This window comes from Kribbella sp. NPDC056861, assembly GCF_040687575.1.
Taxonomy (GTDB): domain Bacteria; phylum Actinomycetota; class Actinomycetes; order Propionibacteriales; family Kribbellaceae; genus Kribbella.
In genome coordinates, this window is the sequence record NZ_JBFBNQ010000001.1 from 192,557 (window position 1) to 217,097 (window position 24,541).

Consider the following 24,541-nt stretch of genomic DNA (forward strand, 5'->3'; position numbering starts at 1 on the left):
ACTCGCTCGCCGCTCGCCGCTCGCCGCTCGCCGCTCGCCGCTCGCCGCACGTCGCCGGGCCGCCTGCTAGAGCGCAGGTAGCCAGGTGGCCCGCACAGTGCGCGTCGCCGTCCGCCGCCCGTAGGCCGCCGCCCGCCGCCCGCCGCCCACCGCCCGCCGCCCGCCGCGTGCCACCCGCCGGCCGTCCGGACAGCCCGCAGCGCCGCCCGCCCCGCCGTCTGCTCGCCGCTACCCTGGCCGCGCGGCCCCGGCGCTTGCTGCGAGCTTGCTCGCGTACCCAGCCAGGCAGTGCGTTCAGTGTGAGCGCAACCTCAGCCTCAGCCCGGCTGGCAGCCGCCGCTCGCCGCTCGCCGCTCGCGCGCTCGTCGCACACCGCACGTCGCCGGGCCGCCTGCCAGCGCAGATCGCCGGGCGGCCCTCAGAGTGCACGTCGCCGCACGTCGCCGCACGTTGCCGAGCCGCCTGCCAGAGCGCAGGTGGCCAGGTGGCCCGCACAGTGCGCGTCGCCCGCTCGTCGCTTGCACGCCGCCCGCCGGACCTCAGCACCTGCTGCGAGCTTGCTCGCGTACCCAGCCAGGCAGGGCGTTCAGCCTGAGCGCAACCTCAGCCAGGCTGTGCGTACGTAGTACTGGTTCCTACTTCTTCTTCTCGTCCTGTTCGAGGAGGTGGAGGACTGGGACGCCGAGGTGCCTGCGGGCCGAGTTGGTCCAGTCGAGGTGGAAGAACTCGGCGACGATGTGCGGCCGCGTGAGGATGATCACCTCGCGACCGCCGACCTTGTTCACCGTCGCGGTGAGCGCCTCGATCGGCCGGTCATGCGAGATCCCGCCCTCGGCCTGCTGACCGAGATCGCGCAATCGCTGGATGCTGCGCCCGGTGCAGTCCGTCGCCTCGCTGTCGATCGCCTTCTGCGCCTCGGCGAGATCCTGCCGTTGGTTGGCCAGCCCGGGACCGTACAGGTCGGTGGTGCCGAGCGCGGTGATCGACGCTTCCACGCCTGCCTCGGCGTTGTGACACGGCACCAGCACGTAGTACTTCACCGGCTCCGGCAACTCCTGGTGGAGCTCGACCACGCGGCGGGCATCGGGTTCGGTCAGTTCCTGTTCAACGAGCAGCACGACGTCGTACATCTCGGTACCTCCGGTTCGAACCAGTCGGTACACCCCATCATGCACCCGGAGCAAGCATCCGTGACGAACACCTCGTCCCGTGTCCCCGACTAGTCCGGAACTGCCCGGATGCCCTTGTTTGGAACGGTTAGGGCAGGGCACAGGTGACCCGACCGATCAGTACAGTCCCGGGACGTGACGACGGATCCTCAAACCCAGCAGCTACCCAGCGTTGACCTTCGCGCACAGCGGGTTCTGTACCTACCGGAAGTGATCCGCACCACGAATCACCTGGCCCGTCAGCGGCTACTGTTCCGGGGCGATCGCGTGGACTCCGCCAGAAGTCCGCGCTGACATCGGCTGCAGCAGAGTCAGGAGCGGTTCGGCCGCCTTCCTGTGGCCGGTACCGGCGAAGGGTGCCGGGCAAGAGGACAGAACAGATCGGTGGGGGGATCTTTCATGCTTGAAACACGCAGCGGGAACGAGCACGGCCTGATCGCTCCCGCGTCGTCCGCGCAACGGCGGATGTACTTCGCGTGGGTGATGAAGCCCGAGAGCACCACCGACAACTGGACGGCGCTGCTGTCGGTCGACGGAGACCTCGATGTGGATCGGCTCGGGCGCGCGCTTGAGGTGCTGCGCCGGCGCCATGACGCCTTCCGGACGACGTTCCTGGAGCGCGACGGCGACATCGTCCAGGTGGTTCGCCCCGCGGAGGACGGTGCCGAGGTGTTGCGCCACGCGGAGGACGGTGCTGAGGTTCTGCGCCCCGCGGAGGACGGTGCCGAGGTGTTGCGCCACGCGGAGGATGGTGCCGGGGTGGCGCGCCCCGTGGCGGATGTTGCCGAGCGCACCGGACTGCTTGCTGTCGTCGAGGCCGAGGGCGACTCGCCCGACGTACGGCGTGACTGGGCGCTCGCCGAAGCCCGGCGACTGGCGAACCTTCCGTTCGACCTCACCTCGGGACCCCTCTGGCGGACGACCCTGATCCGGATCGGTGCTGAGCAGCAGTTGGTGCTGTTTGCTTTCCACCACATCGTTCAGGACGAGATCTCCGCGCAGATCTTCGCCGAGGAGCTCCGCCTGGCGTACGCGGATCCTGAAGCGCCTGCCCTCGCGGCGCCGGTCACGCAGTACGCGGACTTCTGCGTGGCTGAGCAGAGCCGTGGGGTGGATCGCGAGGGTCTGGATTACTGGCGTGGTCAGTTGGAGGGTGTCGAGCCGCCGCGGCTTCCTGAGGACGGCGAGCCGGAGTTGGCTGGGATTGTCGGTGGCCGGCTGGCGGTGCCGTTGGCGGACGACCTGGCGGGTGACTTGGAGGCGTTCTGTCAGGAGCGGCGGATCACGCCGTTCACCGGGCTGCTCGCGGCGTACTTCGTACTGCTCGGGCGCTGGGCAGGGACGAGTGACGTGACGGTCGGCGCGCAGATGCTGGGGCGGCCGCACTCGGACTTCTTCCGGACGATCGGGTTCTTCGCCAACACGGTGGTGTTGCGGTCGCAGGTGCTGCCGGCGCCGAGCTTCGCGGAGTTCCTGGGTGGGGTCGAGGACTCGGTGCACGAGGCGCTGGAGTACCAGGACGTGCCGTTCGAGGTGGTCGTCAACACGCTGGCGCCGCAGCGGGACGCTGACCGGAATCCGCTGTTCCAGGCGAACATCGAGTACGACACACTCGATCCGAACCAGGTGTGGGTGCTGGACGGTCTGCGGGTGACGCCGGTCCTGGATCACGCTGACGAACCGCGGCTGCACTTTGATCTCAACCTGCGGGTCCAGCGGCTGGCCGGGCAGCTCGGGATCACCGTCGAGTACGCCCGGCGGAGGTTCTCCGATGCGGTGATGCAGGCGTTCGCGGCGGCGTACGGGACGCTGCTGCGGTCGCTGATCCGGACACCGGAGGTGCCGCTCGGGAGCATCTCGCTGCTCGACGAGGTGGGACGGGCGCAGATGCTGGCCCTCGGCGCAGGCGACGCAGTGCGCGCCACTGACGCGCGGAGCGCACAGCGTGACGCGGACGCTCGTGGCGCGGTGCGTGACGCGGACGCTCGTGGCGCGGTGCGTGACGCGGACGCTCGTGGCGCGGTGCGTGACGCGGACGCTCGTGACGCGGTGCGTGACGCGGTCGCTCGTGACGCGGACGCTCGTGACGCACAGCGCGACGCCGATGCTCTTGGCGCAGCGCGCACCGCCCGCGATGCGGCGGTCGGCGCGTGGGGCGAGGTCGCCGAGCAGCGTCTGCCCGGCACCTCGAGCGTTGCCGGTGATGCGGTGGGCAGCGGGGTCGGCGCGGAGTGCACCTCCGCCTGGGAGCTTTTTGAACTCACGGTGGCGGCCACTCCAGACCTGGAGGCTGTGCGGGCGGGGGAGGAGCGCCTCACCTTCGCCGAGTTGGCTGACCGGGCACGTTCGATAGCTGCGGGCTTGCGGGCTCGTGGGGTGCGGACCGGCACGTTGGCGGGCATCTGTTTGCCGAGGCAGACCGATCTGCTTGTTGCGATGCTCGGCGTTTGGTGTGCGGGTGGGGCCTTTCTGTTGCTCGATTCCCAGCAGTCGGTGGAACGTCGCCGGATGCTGCTCGAGGAGGCAAGCGCCGAGCTGTTGATCTCGGACGAGTCCTTCGCGGAGACCGAAACGGTCCCGGTGTCCGCGCTCATGGGCAGCGCCGACTCCACCGTCGACACAACACGTCGGCCGGCGGCTGCTCCGGCGTACGTGGTTTTCACCTCCGGCTCCACCGGGAAGCCGAAGTGTGTAGTCGTGGACCAGGCGGGTCTGGTCGCGCACGCCACCACCCAGCTCGCGCCGCTCTACGCGCGGCTGCCGGAGGGTCGGCAGGCGACCGTCGCGGGCGTCAGCACGGTGACGTTCGACGCGTTCATCAGCCAGTGCATGGCGATGGCGGCACTCGGCCACACGCTGGTGCTGATCGACGACGACGAACGGATGGACCCGTCCAGGATCCTTGCCCGAGGCAATGATTCCGAGAACGCGCTCGACGTGCTCGATGTCAGTTGCAGCCAGTTGGAGATCCTGATCGACGGTGGGTTGCTGAAGCTGCCGCACCGGCCGAAGATCCTGGTGACCGGTTACGAGAAGGCGTCCGACCGGTTGTGGCAGAGCCTGCGGGACGAGCCCGATCTGCTCGCCTTCACCTCGTACGGCGTGACCGAGTGCACCATCGAGTCGACGCTGACAGAGATCCGCGATCATCCGCGAGAGGTGGCCGGCCGCGCCGCCGGAGCGTCCCGGCTCTACATCCTCGACGACCAGCTCCAGTTGCTGCCGCCGTTGTTCGCCGGCGAGGTCTTCATCGGCGGTCCCGGGGTCGGCCACGGCTATCGCGGCAGGCCTGAGCAAACCAGCGTCCGGTTCATCGCCGACCCGTTGACGAACATTCCGGGTCAGCGCATGTACCGCACCGGCGACAAGGGACGGCTGCGTCCGGACGGGCAGCTGGAGATCCTCGGCCGGGTCGATGACCAGATCCAGATCGGCGGCGTGCGCATCGAGCCCGGCGAGGTGGAGTCCGCACTGGCGGAGCACCCCGGCATCGTCGGCGCTGCCGTCGTCGCAACCGACGAGAACACTTTGAGGTCAAAGCTGATCGCGTACGTCGTACCAGTGGCTGGTCACGAGGCAGGCTTGACGACGGCTGCCGTCCGCGATTTCCTGCGGGCCAGCCTGTCTTCGGTGATGCTGCCCGACCGCGTCGTGCTGCTCGACAAGTTCCCGCTCTCGGCCAGTGGCAAGCTGGACCGCAAGGCGCTGGCGGCCCGCAAACCACCGCAGGTCGAGCCGTCGGAAGCTGACGCAAGGAGAGAGACCGCGACGCCCGCGGATCCTCGCGAGCAGCAGCTGTGCGAGGTCGTTGCCGAGGTGCTCGGCATTCCGCAGGCACGCCCGGACGACGGGTTCCTCTCGCTGGGTGGGACCTCGCTTCTCGCCATGCAGGTGACCAATCGGGTCCGCGCCGTGATGGCGTGCGATCTCAGCGTCCGCGCGGTCTTCGACGCGGAGACGATCCGCGAACTGGCGGCGCAGCTCACTGTCGCCGAGACCAACCCGCGGCCCACGCTGCGCGGACGAAGGAACGCATGACGGCGGCTGGTGCTGTGCCCCGGATCGGGTTCCTGTTCCCCGGCCAGAGCTCCGAGTACGCCGGTATGGCGGTCGAGCTCTATCGCGACCAACCAGTGTTCCGCGCCGCGATCGACCGGCACACCGACACCTTCCGGCGCCTCACCGGAGTCGGTCCGCTCGACGTGTTTGCCGACGCCGACGCCCAGACCCGGGCCGAGCTGCTTCAGCCTGCCGTCTTCCTGTTGCAGGTCTCGCTGGCGGAGTTCTGGATCTCCTGCGGAGTGACGCCGGCCGCGGTGATCGGCCACAGCCTCGGCGAGTACGCCGCCGCCTGCGTGGCCGGGGTGTTCGACGTCGAGCAAGGGCTCGAACTGGTCAGTGCTCGAGGCAACTCTTTCGCAGCTGTCCCCAGTGCAGGTCGGATGGTCGCGGTCGCCTGTCCCGACCTGGCTGAGCTGGAGCAACTGGTTGCGACCCAGGGAGACGCGGCAGCAGTTGCCGCGTACAACGGACCGGAGCGTGCCACGGTCTCAGGCACGGATGACGCGATTGCCGAACTGGAGAGCGTGTTCGGACAGCGGGGCTGGGCAACCATCCCGCTGCAGACCACGCATGCGTTCCACTCGACGCTGGTCGCCCCGGCGGTTCCGGCGCTCGCAGCGGCAGCCGGTGGGATCACTCACCAGCCTCCGACCGTGCCGATGGTTCTCAACCTGACCGGTGCGTGGGCAACCAGCGCGGATCTCGGCGCGGAGTACTGGAGTCGTCAGCTCACTTCGCCGGTCCGTTTCGTCTCCGGCCTGCGTCGGCTGCTCGACAGCGGCTGCACTGTTTTCGTCGAGGTGGGAGCAGGCCGGGCACTCACTGCCGCAGGCCGGACCCAGGCCAGTGGCGCCGAGGTGTGGCTGCCGGGTCTGTCGGCCCGGAACCCAGATCAGGACACAGTTCTCGATCACCTGGACCGACTGGAAGAGGCCGGCGTTCCGATCGTTCCGCCGGTAGACGGCAGCGAGACAGCAGAGCCGGCGCAGACCGAGTACCCGCTCTCGTACGCGCAGCGCTCGCTGGTGATGCTGCACCAGATGAACCCGGACAGCGCCTCCTACAACGTTGCGTTCACCGCCCGATTCACCGACGGGTTCGACTCCGCGACGTTGCACCGGGCAGTTCAGTCGCTGGTCGCCCGGCACTCGGCGCTGCGCACCACCTTCAGCCGAGTAGGCACCGGCGGCTCCGACGGTCGCCAGATCGTGCACGGCCACCTTGAGCCCGACTTCGCCGACGTGGACGCCCGGCACTGGACCGAGGAGCAGCTCGATGAGGCCGTGCGGACCGCGCACCGCGAGCCGTTCGACCTCGCGTCCGGGCCGCTGGTCCGGGTGCGGGTGTATCAGGTGGCACCGGGAGAGGCCGTCGTCCTCCTGACCCTGCACCACGTGGTCTGTGACTTCTGGTCGCTCGGCATCCTCGTGGCCGAGCTCGAACAGCTCTACCTCGCAGACACCGAAGGCCGCTCGGCAGAACTGTCAGAACGCAACGTCCCGTACAGCGACTTCGTCACACAGCAGACCGAGCAGCTCGCCAGCCGTCGAGGTGTCAGAGCGCGCACCTACTGGCACGAGCAGTTGTCCGGGCGGCTGGAGCCGACCGAGTGGCCGCGGTTCGACCTGGACCCGGCGCCTGCCGACGAGGGCGGATCGATCGTGTTCGCCATCCCCGACGAGCTTGCCGAGGGTGTCGTCGCACTGGCCAAGGCAGAGGGCGTCACGCCGTACGTGGTGCTGCTGACCGCGTACCAGCTCCTCGTCAGCCGGTACTCCGGACAGCGGGACGTGCTGGTCGGTGCCCCGGTCGCGGGCCGGACCGGTCGCGCGATGGCCGACAGCGTCGGCAACTTCGTGAACCCCGTCGTAATCCGCGCCGACCTCACTGCAGCCGAGTCGTTCCGCGAGCAGCTCGGCCACAACCGCCGGACCGTCCTGGAAGCCCTCGAACACCAGAGCTACCCGTTCGAGCTGCTCGTCAGCGAACTGGCCCCGCAGCGGGTGGACAACCGGAACCCGGTCTTCCAGGCGATGTTCAACTACTTGAAATCCAGCAAGTACCCAGCACACGCCGGCCTGTACGTCGCTGACGAGGGCGCCGCCGCAGTCGACTGGGCAGGGCTGACCGCGTCGCCGTATCGCCTAGTGCAGCAGGAGGACCAGCTCGAACTCGGGCTGGAGATCGTCCACGACGGCGACCGGCTCGTCGGGCTGCTCAAGCACCGCACGTCCGTCTTCTCCGCCGCGGCGGCCCAGCGGATGACCGAGCACTACCTGACCCTGCTGCGAGCTGCAGTCGATGGGCCGGGTCGCAGTGTGGCGGAGCTGCCGCTCCTCGCCGGCGTCGACGATGACCTCAATCGGCATGCCACGACCGTGCCGGTGGAGCCGGACGACAGCCTGGCGATCCGCTTCCGCCGGACTGCTGAGCAGCACCCAGATCGCGTAGCTGTGCGCTGCGCCGGGGACCAGCTCACCTACGCCGAGCTGGATGAACTGGCCGGACGTTGGACGGCCCGGCTGCGGGCAGAGGGCGTCGGGCCGGGCAGCCGCGTCGCGCTGCTGCTCGAACCGAGTATCGACACAGTGGTCGCCATCGTCGCGACCCAGCGGGCGGGTGCGGCGTACGTCGTACTGGATGCGTCCTATCCCGCGGCCCGGTGCCAGATGGTGCTGGAGGACAGCGAATCCCGGGTGGTGCTGACCCAGCCGGAGCTGGTCGGGGTGCTGGGCGACGCCGCAGTACCGGTGCTGGTTATGCCGGAGACTGACTTGCCGCCAGCTGGCGAGCCTGGCGACCTGCCGAGTGCCGGCGATGTGGCCTACACCGTCTACACCTCCGGGTCGACCGGGACGCCCAAGGGCATCGACGTCGAGCACGGCAACGTCCTGAGCCTGATCGAGGCGATGCGCGAGTACGTCGTGATGGACGAGACCGCGGTCGGGGCGCTGTTCCACTCGACCGGCTTCGACCTGTCGGTCTGGGAGCTGTGGGGCACGCTGCTCGCGGGCGGACGCCTGGTCGTCGTTCCGTCGGGCTCGGCGCGATCGCCCGATCTCTTCCACGCGTTGCTGGTCGAGGAACAGGTCACGCACATCGTGCAGACTCCGTCGGCGCTGCATGGCCTCGCCGCTGTGGTGGGGCAGAACGGTCCGGCCGGCCTGGCGCTGCAGCACGTGTTCTCTTGCGGTGAGCAACTGCCCGCGCCGCTGGCCCGGGTCGCCCGCGAGTGGTGCGGCACGTTGTGGAACATGTACGGCCCGGCCGAGACAACGGTCTGGGTGACAGCGCAGGCGATCCGGGCGGAGGACTGCGCGGGCACCGGCGTACCGGTTGGGTTGCCGTTGGCAAACAGCCGGACCTATGTGCTCGACGAGCAGGGACGGCAGGTGCCGCCGGAGTTCAGCGGTGAGCTGTATGTCGGTGGGCAGTGCGTTGCGCGCGGGTACGTCAACCGGCCGGAGCTGACCAAGGAACGCTTCCTGGACAGCCCGTTCGAGCCCGACGGCCGGCTGTACCGGACCGGTGATCTGGCGCGGGTGAACTCCCAAGGGATCCTGGAGGTGCTCGGCCGCGTTGACAACCAGGTGAAGATCAACGGGTTCCGGATCGAGCTGGAGGAAGTCGAGGCCCAGCTGGACAAGGTGCCCGGGGTTCGGCGGTCGACGGCGCTGGTCGTCGGAGCCGGCGTCGCGGACCGCCGACTGGTCGCTTGCGTGATTCCCGAAGCCGGTCAGCAGCCCGTCGAGAACGAGCTGAAGGCAACCTTGCGTACGTCGTTGCCGCCCTACATGGTGCCGACCGCGATCGGGTTCTTCGACGCGTTCCCGCTCAACGCCAGCCAGAAGGTCGATCGCCAACAGCTCGCCGAGCAGTTCGCGAAGACCGTCACGCGGACCGACTCGGGTCCGGTGGTGACGCTGAGCGCGCAGGAGCGACGGGTCGCCGCGCTGTGGCAGGAAGTCCTGCTGCGGCGAGGGATCGGACGTGACGACAACTTCTTCGACCTCGGCGGCACCTCCATGTTGCTGATGCAGGTTCACCAGCAATTGGTGGCCGGCGAGCCATCGCTGAAGGTGTCCGAGTTGTTCCGGTATCCGACGGTGGCCAGTCTGGCCGCGCGTCTCACCCGGGTGCCGGCCGAACCTGTTGCTGATGGCACCGGTGTTGTCCGGACGGCGAGCCGACCGGCCCCGGTGGCTGACGACACGGTCCGCGGTGCGCGACTGCGCGCGCGGGGACGGGGAGGGAAAAATGTCTGACAACGACGTGGCCGTGATCGGGATGTCCGGCCGGTTCCCCGGTGCGCCTGACCTGGAGCAGTTCTGGAGTCGGCTGCTGGCCGGCGACGACCTGCTGACGACGTTCACGGATGCTGAGCTGACAGCGGCCGGAGTACCGGAGCGGGTACTGCATGACTCGCGGTACGTCCGGCGATCCGCTGTGCTGCCGGACGCGTTCGACTTCGACGCCGAGTTCTTCGGCTACACCCGTCGTGAGGGCAAGCTGCTCGATCCGCAGCAGCGGATCCTGCTGGAGGTCGCGTGGGAGCTGCTCGAGACGATCGGCTACTCGGGCGCTGCGGATGAGCAGTCGGTCGGGGTGTTCGCCGGCGCATCGATGAACACGTATCTGACGAATGTGGTGGCCCGAGCCTGCGATCCGCTGAGCTTCGACGGCACCGAGATGATGATTGCCAACGACAAGGATTATCTGACCACCCGGATCTCCTACAAGCTCGGGCTGACCGGGCCGAGCGTGAACGTGCAGTCCGGGTGTTCGACGTCGCTGGTCGCGGTCCACACGGCAGTGCAGAGCCTGGTCGCGGGGGAGTGCGACATCGCGTTGGCGGGCGGCGTCTCGGTGATCGCGAACAGCTTGCCGGGGTACGTGTTCAGCGAGGGGATGATGTTCTCGCCGGACGGTCGATGTCGGCCGTTCGATGCGGATGCTTCGGGCACGATGTTCGGCGATGGAGTTGGTCTGGTCGCGCTGAAGCGGCTGGCCGAGGCAGTCGAGGACGGCGATCAGATCCTGGCTGTGGTGAAGGGGTCGGCGGTCAACAACGACGGTTCCGACAAGATCGGCTTCACGGCCCCTGGGTTCGCGGGGCAGCGCGCGGTGATCACCGAGGCGCATGCGGTGGCCGGCGTGGACGCCGACACCATCACGTTGGTCGAGGCGCATGGGACGGCGACTGTGCTGGGCGATCCGATCGAGTTCGCCGCGCTGAGCGAGGTGTTCGCCGAAGGTGGGGCTCGGCCGGGGGAGTGTTCGCTGGGATCGGTGAAGGCGAATGTCGGGCATCTTGCCGGGGCAGCGGGGATCGCGGGGTTCATCAAGGCGTTGCTTGCGCTGCAGCATCGGGAGATTCCGGGGCACCCGAACTTCAGCCGGCCCAATGCGCAGATCGAGCTGGCTGGGAGCCCGTTCCGGATCGACACGGTGACGACCGCTTGGAAGCCGGGGGCGACGCCGCGGCGTGCTGGTGTGAGCTCGTTCGGTATCGGTGGGACCAACGCGCACGTCGTACTCGAGGAGGCGCCGGTGCTTCCCGGTCGGGCGGTGCCGATTGCTGGTCCGCGGGTGCTGGCGGTGAGTGCCAAGAATGTTGATGCGTTGCGTGAGTTGGCTGGTGGTTTGGCTGATGTGCTGGAGGGGGCGGACGCTCCTGACCTTGCGGCGGTTGCTTATACGTTGAGGGCTGGGCGGCGTGGGTTTGGGCAGCGGCATGCTGTTGTCGCTGACAACCATGCGGCAGCCGTCGCTGGGCTGCGTGCACTCGCGGCTGGTAAGGCTGCGGGTCCTTCGACGGCGGTTGGAGCCGACGCGGCGGCCGAGGTGTCCACGGTGCCGGCGGTGTCGTTCGTGTTCGGTGAGGTCTCGGTGGTGGACTTCCGGGCGTTGGCCGGGCAGTTGCCGGCGGTCGCCGAGATCGCGCAGCGGTCCATCGACGATGCGCTGATCTGCGCCGAGGACCCGCTGGCTGCTCGGGTGACTGCCGGCCAGGTGCTCGCGACGCTGTGGGCTGAATCCGGCGCTCGGCCGGAGAGCGTTGGCGGGACAGGTGTCGGCGAGGTGCTCGCGGCGTGCTTCAGCGGGGTGCTGGACGAGGCCGACGTACTGGGGCTGCTGTCCTGGAAGGCGGGGCTGCGTGAAGAGCCGCCCGTACTGCGGCCGCGAGTCCCGCGGATTCCGATCCTGTCGGCTGTTGTCGGTGGTGAGCTGCCGGAGTCTCGGGCACTTGATCCGCTGCACTGGACGCGGGACGTGTGGGAGGGAGACCGGAGCTTCACGTCGGACGGCGCCGTGGTGCTCACCATCGGCGATATGCCTGCGGTTGATGCTGCGCTGACGCCCGTGGAGCGGTTGCTGCACGACGCGGCGCGACTGTGGACCGTTGGTGTGCCGGTGGACTGGTCCGGGTGGTTCGGAGACGAGCCTCGGCGGGTTCCGCTGCCGACACATCCGCTGAACAGCGTGCGGCTGCGGATCGATGAGCCTGATCCGGGTTCGGACGCCGATGCTGTGATCAACCGCGAGGAGAAGACCGTGGAGCCGTTACTCAAGGACGTCGTTGCCATGGTCGGCGAGTACTTCGATCTCCAGCCGGACGAGTTGGATCCGAACCTTTCGTTCGCCGAGCTCGGCGTGGACTCGATGGCGCTGCTCGGGATGCTGCGGAAGGTGGAGGACCGGTTCGGCTGCAAGGTCGCGCTGCGGCAGCTGTTCGGCGACGTGCCGACACCGGCCCGGCTGGCGGCGTACGTCGCTGACCACGCGCCGGCCGATCGGTTGCCTAAGGCAACGCAGTCAGAGGCGGTAGCAGTTCCCTCGCCGGTGGTGGTCGAGCAGCCAACTGGTACTTCGTCGGCCGTCGAGCGGTTGATCGCCGAGCAGCTACTTGTGATGCGGCGTCAGCTGGATGTGCTGGCTGGCAGTACCTCGAGTGAAGCAGCGCCTACCCCACAGCCAGTCACTGAACCTGTTGTCCCAGCTCGGTCGACTGTCCCGTTGGCACCGGGCGCGCGGAGTGGCGCGAGCTTGGTGGAGACCGAGCAGCGGGCCGCCTATCTCAAGCTTCTCGCCGATCGGTTCGGGACCAGGACGAAGGGGTCCAAGGAGTTCGCGCAGCGGTTCAGGCTGTTGGTCGCCGACAGCCGGTCGTCGATCGGATTCCGGCCGACCACCAAGGAGATGCTGTACCCGATCGTCGCCGACCGGGGCGAGGGTGCGCGGCTGTGGGACGTCGACGGGAACGAGTACGTCGACCTGACCATGGGCTGGGGCGTTCATCTGCTCGGGCACAACCCGCCGATGGTGATGTCGGCGCTGCGCGAACGCCTCGACCTCGGGTTCGTACTCGCGCCGCGCACCGAGTTGGTCGAGGAGGTCGCGGCCGGGCTGCTCGAACTCACCGGCATGGAGCGGGTCGCCTTCCTCAACACCGGCACGGAAGCCGTGATGACGGCACTGCGGATCGCCCGGGTGTCAACCGGTCGCGACGACGTGGTGATGTTCTCCACGGCGTACCACGGACACGCCGACAGCGTGCTCGCGGCAGCCTCGTACGAGAACGGCGAGCTGGGCACCAGACCCAGTACTGCGGGGATCCCGACTGCGGCCGTGCAGAACCTCAAGGTGCTCGAGTTCGGGAGCGACGAGGCGCTGGAGTACATCGACAAGCACGGTTCGCGGCTCGCGGCGGTGCTGACCGAGCCGGTGGCGCTGCGCAACCCGGGCGTGCAGAATCCCGAGTTCCTGCGCCGGGTGCGGGAGATCACTCAGCGGCACGGCACGAAGCTCGTCTTCGACGAGATGGTGACGGGCTTCCGCTGTCACCCGGCGGGGGTGCAGGGCCTCTACGGCATCGAGGCGGATCTGGCGACCTACGGGAAGATCATCGGCGGCGGGATGCCGCTCGGGGTGATCGCCGGCCGGGGCGGGATCATGGACGCGATCGACGGTGGGGTCTGGAGCTTCGGCGACGACTCCGGGCCGTCGGCCGACTCCACCTTCTTCGCGGGGACCTTCAATCAGCACCCGCTGTCGATGGTGGCGGCGAAGGCGGTGCTGGATCATCTGCGCGCTGAAGGCCCTGCTCTGCAACGCGATCTCGACCGCAAGACCGAGTTGTTCACGGCTCAGCTGGCCGCGGACTTCCGTGAGCTCGAGGTGCCGATCGAGGTGCGGCGGTTCTCGTCGATGTTCCGGTTCGAGCACGAGCAGAACCTGGATCCGTTGTACTTCAATCTGCTCGACCGGGGTGTCTTTGTCTGGGAGATGCGGAACTTCTTCCTGTCCACGGCGCACGAGCAGGCCGATCTCGATCACATCCGGGCCGCCGTGCGCGATTCCGTCGGCGAGCTGCGGGAACACGGTGTACTCGGCAAAAGCCGATCGAGTGCGGTGGCTTTAAAACCGGCCAAGTCGGTCAGCACCCTGGCGCAGCGGCAGCTGGTGGCGCTCGACGAAGCCGGCGATTCGGCGTACCAGATGTCGGTCGGGTTCTGGCTCGACGGACCGCTGGATCGCGACGCGCTGCGCGGCGCGGTGCTGGGTGTGGTCTCGCGGCACGAGGCGCTGCGAAGCACACTCGGCGTCGACGGCCGGACGCTCACCGTGCACCCGGCAGCAGACCTGGCACCAGCCGACGTGCTGCTGGAGGCGAACTGCCAAACGGACAACGAACTCGAAGCCTTCCGCAACAGCTGGGCAGACCTGCAGTTCGACCTGACCAACGGACCCGTGTTCCGCGCCGCGGTGGTGAGCACCGCGCCGGAGCGGCACCTGCTGTTGCTGTCGGCCCACAACGCGGCAGTCGACGGCTGGTCGTTCAGTGTGGTCGTCAACGACCTCGCGGAGCTCTACAACGCAAGCTCCCGGGGGACCAGCGCCGACCTGCGACCACCAGTGCAGTTCCGCGATTACGTCGCCTGGCACGACCGGGTGGCTACCGGCCCAGTAGCAGCCGAGGACCGCGAGTACTGGCACGGTCTGCTGAAGGACGCCCCAACCCCGAAGCTGCCGCTGTCGGGCAAACAGGCGGCGTTCCCGTACCGCGCAGTGCGGCACAGCTTCCTGCTCGATTCAGCCTTCTGCGACCAGATGCGCGACTCTGCACGCGAACAGGGCGTCACGGCGTTCGCCTACCTGGTCGCAGCATGGGGAGCCGTGCTGCACCAGGTGACGGGACAGGACGACCTGGTTGTCCCAGTCGCTTCTGCTCGCCGTCCACCAGAGCTGGATGACGTGGTCGGCTATTGCTCGAACCTCCTGCCACTGCGCCTGCGGATGCCGGCCGGCGTCCTGGCTGCGGACTATGTGGCCGAGGTACTGGAGCAGTTGGTGACCGGGCTCGAAAGCCAGGAGTACCCGTTCGCCAACCTGATCGCGGAACTCGCGCCGGTCGGCGCCGGCCTGCGCAGCGACCTGTTCACCACCTCGATCTCGTTCTACCGCCAGGTGGAGGTGCCGCCGCTGGAGGGCTTGGCGGTGTCCGAGGCCGGCCCGTTGCCGAGTCGGCGTACCGGTCATCCGCTCGCGCTGAATATCGTCGAGGGCGCAGACGGCTACCGCTGCGATGTCGAGTTGGCTGCCGACCTGCTGACCGAGGAGCTTGCCGCGAACCTTCCGCAGTACTACCGGAGCCTGCTGAGCGCACTGGTCACCGACTCCGACCGACCGCTGAACGAATTGACCCACGACCGGAACCACCTAACGGGAGACGCGCCATCATGATCACTGCAGGCTTGAAGCTCACCCAGAGCGGCGGCATCGCGCTGCTCGACGAGAACCGCCTCGTGTGCAACATCGAGATGCAGAAGATCGCCAACGGTCCGCGGTACAGCAACGTGGACGAGCTCGACGACCTGGTCACGATCATGGCCAAGTTCGGGCTCGCCCCCGGCGACATCGGCCACTGGGCCCTGGACGGCTGGGACGGCGCCGGGAACAGCGTGGTCCCGGTGCTCTCCAGCGGCGCCCGGACCGAGATCATCGTCGCGCCGTACCGCGAGACGGACCTGGTGCCCGACCCGGGACAGCCCGGCTATCGCGGCCGCATCTCGATCGGCGGCGAGGAGCTGGACTACGACAGCTACGTGCATGTGGCCGGCCACCTAGCCTCGGCGTACTGCACCAGCCCGTTCGCCGTCCGCGGCGAGCCGGCCATGGTCCTGGTCTGGGACGGCGGCTGCTTCCCGCGCCTGTACTGCGTGGACGCCGACGGCCGGATCGAGCCGGGCGGCGAGGCGTTCCCGCTGATCGGCCACACCTACTCGATGACCTCGCAGTACTGGGGTCCGTTCAAGCGGACCAACAAGTCGCAGAACGTCGATGACCTGTCGGTGGCCGGCAAGATGATGGCCTACATCGCGCTGGGCAAGTCGCGCGAAGACATCAAGCAGGTCTTCCGCGAGGAGTTCCACGAGTACTTCGACGCCGACTCGCCGCGGGTCCGGAAGTTCCGCGAGACCATCATCGGCTGCGGCAGCACCGGTGAGCCCTCGCACGCCTACGTGCACCAGTTCCTCTCGTCCGTCCAGCAGCGCACGACCGGCATCGGGTTCTCCGACGAGGACGTGCTGGCCAGCGTGCACACCTTCATCGAGGAGCTGCTGATCGACCGGGTGACCCGGAAGATCCAGCAGTGGAAGGGCGGCGGCGCCTGGAACCTCGCCTTCGCCGGCGGCTGCGCGCTGAACATCAAGTGGAACAGCGCGCTGCGGGCGCACCCGACGATCAAGGAGATGTACGTACCGCCGTTCCCCGACGACTCCGGCGTCGCGATCGGTACGGCGTGCCTCGCCGCCGCCGGCGGCAAGGGTCTGCGGCCGATCGAGTGGAACACCCGCCTCGGTCCGGCGCTCGAGCCGACGCCCGAGGTGCCTGCCGGTTGGAGCGCCTCGCCCTGTACGCCGGAGGAGCTGGCCCGGATGCTGCACGCGACGGGCAAGCCGGTGGTCGTCCTGCACGGCAACGCGGAGCTGGGACCGCGAGCGCTCGGCGGCCGGAGCATCATCGCCCCGGCGGTCGAAGAGTCGATGAAGAAGTTGCTCAACGACGTCAAGAACCGCGAGCACTACCGGCCGGTCGCGCCGATCTGTCTCGAGGAGCACGCCCCGACGATCTTCGATCCCGGAACTCCGGACCCGCACATGCTGTTCGAGCACGACGTCCGGCCGGACTGGGTCAGCCGGATCCCCGCCATCATGCACCTGGACGGCACCGCGCGGCTGCAGACCGTCAACGAGTCCGACGACGCGAACCTGCACACGATCCTGCGCGAGTACCACCGGGTCAGCGGGATCCCGGTGCTGTGCAACACCAGCGCCAACTACAACGGCCGCAGCTTCTTCCCCGACGTGACGTCGGCGATCGAGTGGGGTCACCTCGACCAGGTCTGGAGCGAGGGGCTGCTCTACCGGAAGGGCTCTGCATGATCCCGTTGTCCTTCGCGCAACGGCGGTTGTGGCTGACCGGTCAGGTGCAGGGGCCGAGCGCGGTCTACAACGTACCGTGGGTACTGCGGATCTCGGGCGCGCTGGACCGGCCGGCGCTCCAGCAGGCAGTGCTCGACGTCGTACGGCGGCACGAGAGTCTGCGGACGCTTTTCCCGGCCGCCAACGGCGAGCCGGTCCAGCGGATCCTGCCGGTCGACGAGGTGGTGCTGCCGATCGCGTGGGCCGAGGCCGACGCGGCGGAGGTGACCGCGCTGGCAGTCGAGGCGAGTCGGTACGTGTTCGACCTGGCCTCCGAGCTGCCCGTGCGGGTGTGGGGGTTCTCGGTGACGCCGGACGAGCACGTGCTGGTCCTGCTGGTGCACCACATCGCTTGTGACGGCGGGTCCGCCGGCCCGTTGGGTCGCGATCTCGAAGCGGCCTATGCGGCCCGGTTGACCAGGACGGCGCCGGACTGGGAGGAGCTGCCGGTCCAGTACGCCGACTACACGCTCTGGCAGCTCGAGTTGCTGGGGGCCGAGGACGACTCACGCAGCATCCAGGCCAAGCAGTCGGCGTACTGGCGGGAAGCGCTGGCCGGCCTGCCGGACGAGCTGGCTCTGCCGTTCGACCGGCCGCGTCCGCTGAGTCCGGACCACGGCGGCGCTCAGGTTCCGCTGGCGATCGGGGCTTCGGTGCACGCGGGGATCGAAGAGCTTGCCCGAGAGACCGGCGTGACGCCGTTCATGGTTGTGCACGCCGCAGTCGCGGTGTTGCTGTCCCGGCTGGGCGCGGGCACCGACATCCCTTTGGGTACGCCGGTCTCCGGGCGAACCGACGAGGCGCTGAACGACCTGGTCGGGCTCTTCGTCAACACCCTGGTACTACGGACCGACCTCTCCGGGAACCCGACCTTCCGCGACCTGCTGGCCCAGGTCCGCAACACCGACCTGTCCGCCCTGGAGAACCAGGACCTGCCGTTCGACCGGGTGGTGGAGCTTCTCGATCCGCCCAGGTCGTTGACCCGCCATCCGTTGTTCCAGGTGATGGTGGCGTTCGAGACGGACAGCAGGATCGCCTTCGACCTGCCTGGTCTGCGGGTCGAGGAGCTGGATCTGCCGGCCTGGGACACGGCCAAGTTCGACCTGAACTTCGAGTTCCGCGAGCAGCGCGGACCGGCGGGGGAGCCGGCCGGGATCGCGGCCATGGTCGAGTACGCCACCAGTTTGTTCGACCAGGAGACCATCGAGGTGCTGACCGCCCGGCTGGTCCGGTTGATCGCGCAACTGGTCGCCGATCCGGATTGCGAGGTCGGCCTGGTGAACGTCTTGACCGACCCGGAACGCGCCCTGCTCAGCCGCCCGGCCGACGACTCCTGGCAGGTCCCGGACGTCACCTTGCCTGCTTGGTTCGAGACGCAGGCCCGTGCCACCCCGGACGCCGTGGCAGTTGCCTGCGGCACCGATTCCCTGTCGTACGGCGAACTGAACGCTCGCGCCAACCGGCTCGCCCGCGTACTCGTCGGGCACGGCGCCGGTCCCGAGCAGTACGTCGCTGTGCTCACGCCTCGGTCCGTGGATATGATCGTCGCGGTGCTCGCCGTCCTGAAGTCCGGCGCGGCCTACCTCCCCATCGACCTCGGTCTCCCGCCGCAGCGGATCGAGCGGATGCTGGCCGACGTCGCGCCGGTAGCCCTGATCACCACGACCGGGGTAGACGTACCGGCCAACGACCGCCCAGTTGTCGTCATGGACACAGCGGACGCAGCCCTGACGGCGCAGCCGGCGCACGACCTCGCCGACGGTGAACGGAACGCGCCGCTGCGACCCGAGCACCCGGCGTACGTCATCTTCACCTCCGGATCGACCGGCGACCCCAAGGGCGTGATGGTCCCGCACCGCAACGTCGTGAGCCTGCTGACCGCCACCCAGGACGAGTTCGCGTTCGGCGCCGACGACGTCTGGGTGATGCTGCATTCGCTGGCCTTCGACTTCTCGGTGTGGGAACTCTGGGGCCCGCTGCTGTACGGCGGCAAGCTGATTGTGGTCCCGTCGGAGATCACTCGATCCCCATCAGACCTGCTGGAACTGCTGGCCACCGAGCGGGTCACGGTGCTGAACCAGACCCCGTCGGCGTTCTACGAACTGCTCCGCGTTGAGCCGCGGGAGCTGGCGTTGCGCGCCATCGTCTTCGGTGGTGAGGCGCTGTCCCTCGAGCGCGCCCAGGAGTGGTACCGCCGCTACCCGGACAGCCACGCGCGGCTGGTGAACATGTACGGCATCACCGAAACCACTGTGCACACGACCTTCCTGGCGCTGGACCGCGAACTGGTGGCTAGTTCTCCTACCCGCAGCCTGATCGGTACTGCGCTGCCGAGCCTCGCGGTCTTCGTTCTGGACGACCACCTGCAGCCGGTGCCACCTGGCGTTGCCGGAGAGATCTACGTAGCCGGTCCGCAGGTCGCGCGCGGCTATCTGAACCGTCCCGAGCTGACCGCCCAGCGCTTCGTGGCCTGCCCGTTCGGCGCGCCCGGCGAGGTGATGTACCGGTCCGGCGACCTTGGGCGGCAGCGTGCCGATGGGAGCCTGGAGTATCTGGCGCGCGCCGATGCGCAGGTGAAGATCCGTGGTTTCCGGATCGAGTTGGGCGAGATCGAGACGGCTCTTGCCGGGCATCCGGCCGTGGCGCGAGCCGCGCTCCTGACTCGCGAGGACCTCCCTGGCGACAAGCGGCTGGTCGGCTACGTGGTGCCGGCCGCTGGTCAGGACGAGGCCGACTTGCCGAGCCTGCTGCGGCGGTACGTCGCCACCTTGCTGCCGGAGTACATGGTGCCGTCGGCGGTTGTCGTCATGGACGCCTTCCCGTTGACCAGCAACGGCAAGCTCGACCGCCGCGCCTTGCCTGCGCCTGACTATGCGGCCGCTTCCACCCGCCGGGCGCCGTCCACCGCTGATGAGACGGCGCTGTGTCTCGCCTTCGCCGAGGTGCTGGGTCTGGTCGAGGTCGGGGTCGACGACGACTTCTTCGAGCTCGGCGGCCACTCACTGTTGGCTGTCCGATTGGTTGCCTACATCCGGGCGGTCCTCGGGTTCGAGCCGACGATCCGCACGGTCTTCGAGACTCGGACGGTCGCGGCTCTGGCCGCGGCGCTGGTCGGCGCCGAGCCGTCGCGGCCGGCTCTGGTCGCCGCGGAACGTCCCGACCCGATGCCGCTGTCGTCCGCACAGCAGCGGCTGTGGTTCCTGGGCGAGATGGAAGGGCCGAGCGCGACCTACAACGTGCCGGCGGTGATCGGACTGTCCGGCGACCTCGACCAGGACGCGCTGGCCGCGGCGTTCCGGGATGTTGCCGAGCGCCACGAAGTACTGCGTACTGTCTTCCCGTCGGTTGATGGTGAGCCCTGCCAGCGCGTGTTGCCGGTTGGCGAGGTGCTGACGGTGGTTCGGGCCGACCAGGTTGCCGCGTCCGGAGTTGATGCATTAGTAGCCGATGCCGTGGGCCACGGCTTCGACCTGCAGACCGAGACGCCGTTCCGGGCTTGGTTGTACGAGACCGGCTCAGCGGAGTACACGTTGGTGCTGCTGGTGCACCACATTGCCGGCGACGGCTGGTCGATGCTTCCGCTGGCGCAGGATTTATCGGCGGCGTACGCGGCACGGCGTACGGGCCGGGGGCCGGAGTGGTCGCCGCTGCCCGTGCAGTACGCCGACTACACGCTTTGGCAGCGAGAGTTGCTCGGCTCGGCGGAGGATCCCGAGAGCCTGCTGAGCCGGCAGTTGGCGCACTGGAGTGAGGTGCTGGCAGGGGCGCCGGAGGAGTTGGCATTGCCGGTCGACCGGCTCCGTCCTGCGGTGGCGACTCATCAGGGCGCGAGTGTGCGGCTCGACGTCCCCGCTGCGATTCACGCGCAGGTTGCCGAGCTGGCGCAGCGGGAGGGGACGACACCGTTCATGGTGCTGCACGGCGCATTGGCCGTGCTGCTGTCCCGGCTCGGCGCCGGGCCGGACATCCCGATCGGCGTACCGACCGCGGGGCGCGCCGACACCGCGCTCGACGACCTGGTCGGGTTCTTCGTCAACACCCTGGTACTGCGGACCGATCTGTCCGGCGGACCGTCGTTCCGCGACCTGCTCGGCCGGGTCCGCGACACGACGCTGGACGCGCTGACGCATCAGGATGTGCCGTTCGAGCGCGTGGTCGCGGAGCTGGCCCCGGTCCGTTCGATGGCCCGCCACCCGTTGTTCCAGGTGATGCTCGCCCTGCAGAACAACGCAGATCCGGTGCTCGACCTGCCCGGCGTGGCCACCCGGCTGCTGCCGGACGGTGAACCGGCAGCGAAGTTCGACCTGGCCTTCGATCTGGCCGAGCGCTTCGACATGGACGGCCGACCCGCCGGGATGACCGGTGACCTCACGTACGCCATCGACCTGTTCGACAGCGAGAGCGTCGAGCGGATCGCCGAGCGCTTCACGCGCGTTCTCGACTCGGTGACCGCCGACGCCGACCAGCGGGTCGACCGGATCCCGGTGCTGTCCGAGGTGGAGCGCAAGCAGGTCTTGCAGACCTGGAACGAGCCGAGTGGCCCGGTCGAGGCGACCACCTTGACGGCGTTGTTCGAGGCCCAGGTCGGCCGGCTTCCGGCGGCGACCGCAGTTGTTGCTGATGGCAATGTGCTCACCTACGCCGAGCTCAACGCCCGGGCCAACCAGCTCGCTCACCATCTGATCGAGCACGGCGTCGGCCCGGAGTCGGTCGTCGCCCTGAGCCTGCCCCGCTCGGCTGACCTGATCGTCGCCCTGATCGGGGTGGCGAAGGCCGGAGCGGCGTACCTGCCGATCGATGTCGAGTATCCGGTGGACCGGATGCGGTTCATGGTGGAGGACGCGCGGCCGTCGTACGTGGTGACCAGGCGGGACACCGTCGACCGGCTACCGGCTGATGCGCCGCTGTTGGTCCTCGACGAGCCGGTATTCCGTGCCGAGCTCGCCGCGAAGCCGGTCACCGACCCGTCCGACGCCGACCGCACCGCCCCGCTGCACCCGGACCATCCCGCCTACGTCATCTACACCTCCGGCTCGACGGGCACCCCGAAGGGCGTGGCGATGCCGCACCATGGCATCACGAGCTTCCTGGCGGTTCACCGCAAGGCGGTCTTCGGCGCTGCTGAAGTCGCGCAGAGCAGGCCGCTGCGGGTAGCACTCACCACCTCCATCTCGTTCGACGCTGTCTGGGACCAACTGTCGGCTCTGACCGAGGGCCACGAGTTGCACATCGTCGGCCGGGAGACGCTCGCCGACGTGGGTCTGCTGGGCAGTTGGCTGGACGAGCACACGGTCGACTTCCTGGAACTGACCCCCTCGCACATGGCATCCGCGGTTGCAGGCGGCTTATTCGACGGCGGGCGACCGCTCCCGTCGCTACTGGCGGTCGGTGGCGAGGCAGTGCCGCAACCGTTGTGGGAATGGCTCGGCGCGGCCGGCGATGGCGTCCAGGGCTTCAGCTTCTACGGGCCAACCGAGTGCACGGTCTACCAGGTCTTCGCCGACCCCCGGACCGCGCCGCAGCCGATCCTCGGCCGCCCGACCTTCACGATGCGGGTCTTCGTTCTCGACGACGCGTTGGAGCCGGTGCCGCCGGGCGTGACAGGGGAGGCGTACATCAGTGGTCCTGGGCTGGCCCGGGGTTACCTGAACAGGCCAGGCTTGACCGCCGAGCGATTTGTCGCCTGTCCGTTCGGCGAGCCCGGCGAACGGATGTACCGGACCGGCGACCTGACTCGCTGGCGCGCTGACGGGACGCTCGAGTTCATTGGCCGGGCCGACGACCAGGTGAAGATCCGGGGTTTCCGGATCGAGGTCGGTGAGGTGGAAGCTGTGCTGGCCGGGTATTCCGGAGTTGCGCACGCCGCTGCCCACGCCCGCGAGGACACTCCGGGCGACAAGCGGCTGGTCGGCTACGTGGTGCCTGCGCCGGATCTCGATCCGGACGATGTCGCGCGGTTGCCGGGGCTGCTGCGCCGGCATGCCGGGACGCTGCTGCCGGAGTACATGGTGCCGGCCGCGGTCGTCGTGCTCGATCGGTTGCCGTTGACAAACAACGGGAAGCTGGACCGGAAGGCGCTCCCGGCGCCGGACTACGCCGTTGTCTCGACCCGCCGGGCGCCGGCGACGGTGACCGAAGAGCTGTTGTGCGTCGCGTTCGCGGAAATCCTGGAGCTGCCCGAAGTGGGCGTCGACGACGACTTCTTCGAGCTCGGTGGACACTCCCTGCTGGCGACCAGGCTGGTTGCGCGGGTCAGGGTGTTGCTCGGGGTCGAGCTCAGCATCCGGGCGCTGTTCGAGGCGCCGACTGTGGCAGCTCTGGCTGGAGTCCTGGGCGCTGCTGGTACTTCGCGTCCGACGCTCGAGGCGGGGGTCCGGCCGGAGCCGACGCCGTTGTCGTTCGCCCAGCAGCGGATCTGGATCGTGGGGCAGTTGGCGGGGGAGAGTACGGCGTACAACATGCCGTTGGTGCTCCGTCTCTCCGGACCGTTGAACCGGTCCGTCCTGGCGGCTGCGCTGCACGATGTGGTGCGGCGGCACCAGATCCTGCGCACCGTCTACCCGGCGGTGGATGGTGCGCCGCTGCAACGCATCGTGCCCGCCGACGAGGTCAAGCTGCCACTGGTCTGGACAGAGGTGGATGCCGGGCAGGTAGAAGCCCGGGCCGCCGCGACAGCGGGGTACGTGTTCGATCTGGCCTCCGAGATCCCCGTCCGCTTGCACGGCTTCACTACCGGACCCGATGAGCACGTGCTGGTGATGCTCCTGCATCACATCGCCTGCGACGGTTGGTCGGTCGGCCCGCTCGGCCGGGATCTCGCTGCTGCTTATGAATCGCGGCTGGCCGGTCTGGAGCCCGAATGGGACGACCTGACGATCCAGTACGCCGACTACGGCCTCTGGCAGCGCGAGTTGCTGGGAGCGGAGAACGACCCGGGCAGCCTGATGGCCCGGCAGTCGGCGTACTGGCACGAAGCGTTGGCCGGCCTGCCGGAGGAGCTGCCTTGGACGTTCGGCCGGCCCCGACCGGCCGTCTCGAGCCATCGCGGCGACGAGGTGGCTGTCCTGATCGGCGCGGAGGTGCATGCGCGGATCGAGAAGGTCGCACGCCAGTCGGGCGTGACGCCGTTCATGGTGGTGCAGGCTGCGCTGGCGGTGCTGCTGTCCCGGTCAGGTGCCGGGACGGACATCCCGCTGGGCACGGCGGTGGCCGGGCGTACCGACCAGACGCTGGACGACCTGGTCGGCTTCTTCATCAACGCCTTGGTACTGCGTACCGACGTCTCCGGGGAGCCGACGTTCCGGGAATTGCTGACCCGGATCCGCGAGACGGACCTGGGCGCCTTCGAGCACCAGGACCTGCCGTTCGAGCGGCTGGTGGAGATCCTCGATCCGCCTCGGTCCTCGGCGCGGCATCCGTTGTTCCAGGTGATGTTGTCCTTCAACACCAATGCCGGTGCCGCCTTCGATCTTCCTGGCCTGCAGGTCGAGCAGGTCGAGATCCCGGGCCGGATCTCGGCGAAGTTCGACCTCAACTTCCTGCTCGGCGGGCAGTACGGACCGGACGGGGCGCCGGCCGGGATCGACGGCGTGATCGAGTACGCCACCGATCTGTTCGACCACGACCTGGTCCAGGCGTTGGCGGACCGGTTCGGCCTGTTGCTCGGGCAACTGACCGCGGATCCTGACCAGCCGATCAGCGTCGGCCAGGTCCCGGAGAGCAGCGGCAAGGACCCGGGCAGCCCACCGGCGCTTCCCAAGCCCGGCGCGAGGATGCGGCGAGTAGTCACCGGGCCGACCAATGAATGAACCGATGGAATCACCG

At 68.7% G+C, this 24,541-nt stretch carries 6 protein-coding genes; 5 read left to right on the forward strand and 1 reads right to left on the reverse strand.

Annotation, left to right across the window (positions count from 1 at the left end):
• Positions 1-635 precede the first annotated feature (635 nt).
• The gene (locus AB0P21_RS00880) at positions 636-1,130 is read right to left on the reverse strand and encodes a hypothetical protein (protein ID WP_363692747.1); all 495 of its coding nucleotides are present in this window, start codon (positions 1,128-1,130) and stop codon (positions 636-638) included.
• Between the two features lie 438 nt (positions 1,131-1,568).
• On the opposite strand from AB0P21_RS00880, the gene AB0P21_RS00885 reads away from it, so the two are divergent.
• From AB0P21_RS00885 to AB0P21_RS00905, 5 genes are read left to right on the forward strand one after another with little or no spacing between them, the layout of a single operon-like run.
• Positions 1,569-5,207, forward strand: coding sequence for a condensation domain-containing protein (locus AB0P21_RS00885; protein WP_363692748.1), 3,639 nt, complete (start codon positions 1,569-1,571; stop codon positions 5,205-5,207).
• Positions 5,204-9,496: an amino acid adenylation domain-containing protein gene (locus tag AB0P21_RS00890; protein WP_363692750.1), complete on the forward strand. Its 4,293-nt coding sequence runs from the start codon at positions 5,204-5,206 to the stop codon at positions 9,494-9,496. Before AB0P21_RS00885 ends, AB0P21_RS00890 begins: the two co-directional genes overlap by 4 nt.
• Positions 9,489-14,975, forward strand: a complete 5,487-nt coding sequence (locus AB0P21_RS00895) for an aminotransferase class III-fold pyridoxal phosphate-dependent enzyme (protein WP_363692752.1) — start codon at positions 9,489-9,491, stop codon at positions 14,973-14,975. The genes AB0P21_RS00890 and AB0P21_RS00895 overlap by 8 nt, the downstream gene beginning before the upstream one ends.
• Positions 14,972-16,678 (forward strand): carbamoyltransferase N-terminal domain-containing protein, encoded by a 1,707-nt coding sequence (locus AB0P21_RS00900; protein ID WP_363692753.1) that lies wholly within the window; start codon positions 14,972-14,974, stop codon positions 16,676-16,678. Before AB0P21_RS00895 ends, AB0P21_RS00900 begins: the two co-directional genes overlap by 4 nt.
• A complete protein-coding gene (locus AB0P21_RS00905; protein WP_363692754.1) occupies positions 16,675-24,525 on the forward strand; it encodes an amino acid adenylation domain-containing protein in 7,851 nt (2,616 codons plus the stop codon). Before AB0P21_RS00900 ends, AB0P21_RS00905 begins: the two co-directional genes overlap by 4 nt.
• The last annotated feature ends 16 nt before the right edge of the window (positions 24,526-24,541 follow it).

Bases quoted from the DNA above. Each gene is read 5' to 3' on its own strand.
- AB0P21_RS00895 (WP_363692752.1), top strand. From the start codon at position 9,489: ATGTCTGACAACGACGTGGCCGTGATCGGGATGTCCGGCCGGTTCCCC.
- AB0P21_RS00890 (WP_363692750.1), top strand. From the start codon at position 5,204: ATGACGGCGGCTGGTGCTGTGCCCCGGATCGGGTTCCTGTTCCCCGGC.
- AB0P21_RS00885 (WP_363692748.1), top strand. From the start codon at position 1,569: ATGCTTGAAACACGCAGCGGGAACGAGCACGGCCTGATCGCTCCCGCG.
- AB0P21_RS00880 (WP_363692747.1), bottom strand. From the start codon at position 1,130: ATGTACGACGTCGTGCTGCTCGTTGAACAGGAACTGACCGAACCCGAT.
- AB0P21_RS00900 (WP_363692753.1), top strand. From the start codon at position 14,972: ATGATCACTGCAGGCTTGAAGCTCACCCAGAGCGGCGGCATCGCGCTG.
- AB0P21_RS00905 (WP_363692754.1), top strand. From the start codon at position 16,675: ATGATCCCGTTGTCCTTCGCGCAACGGCGGTTGTGGCTGACCGGTCAG.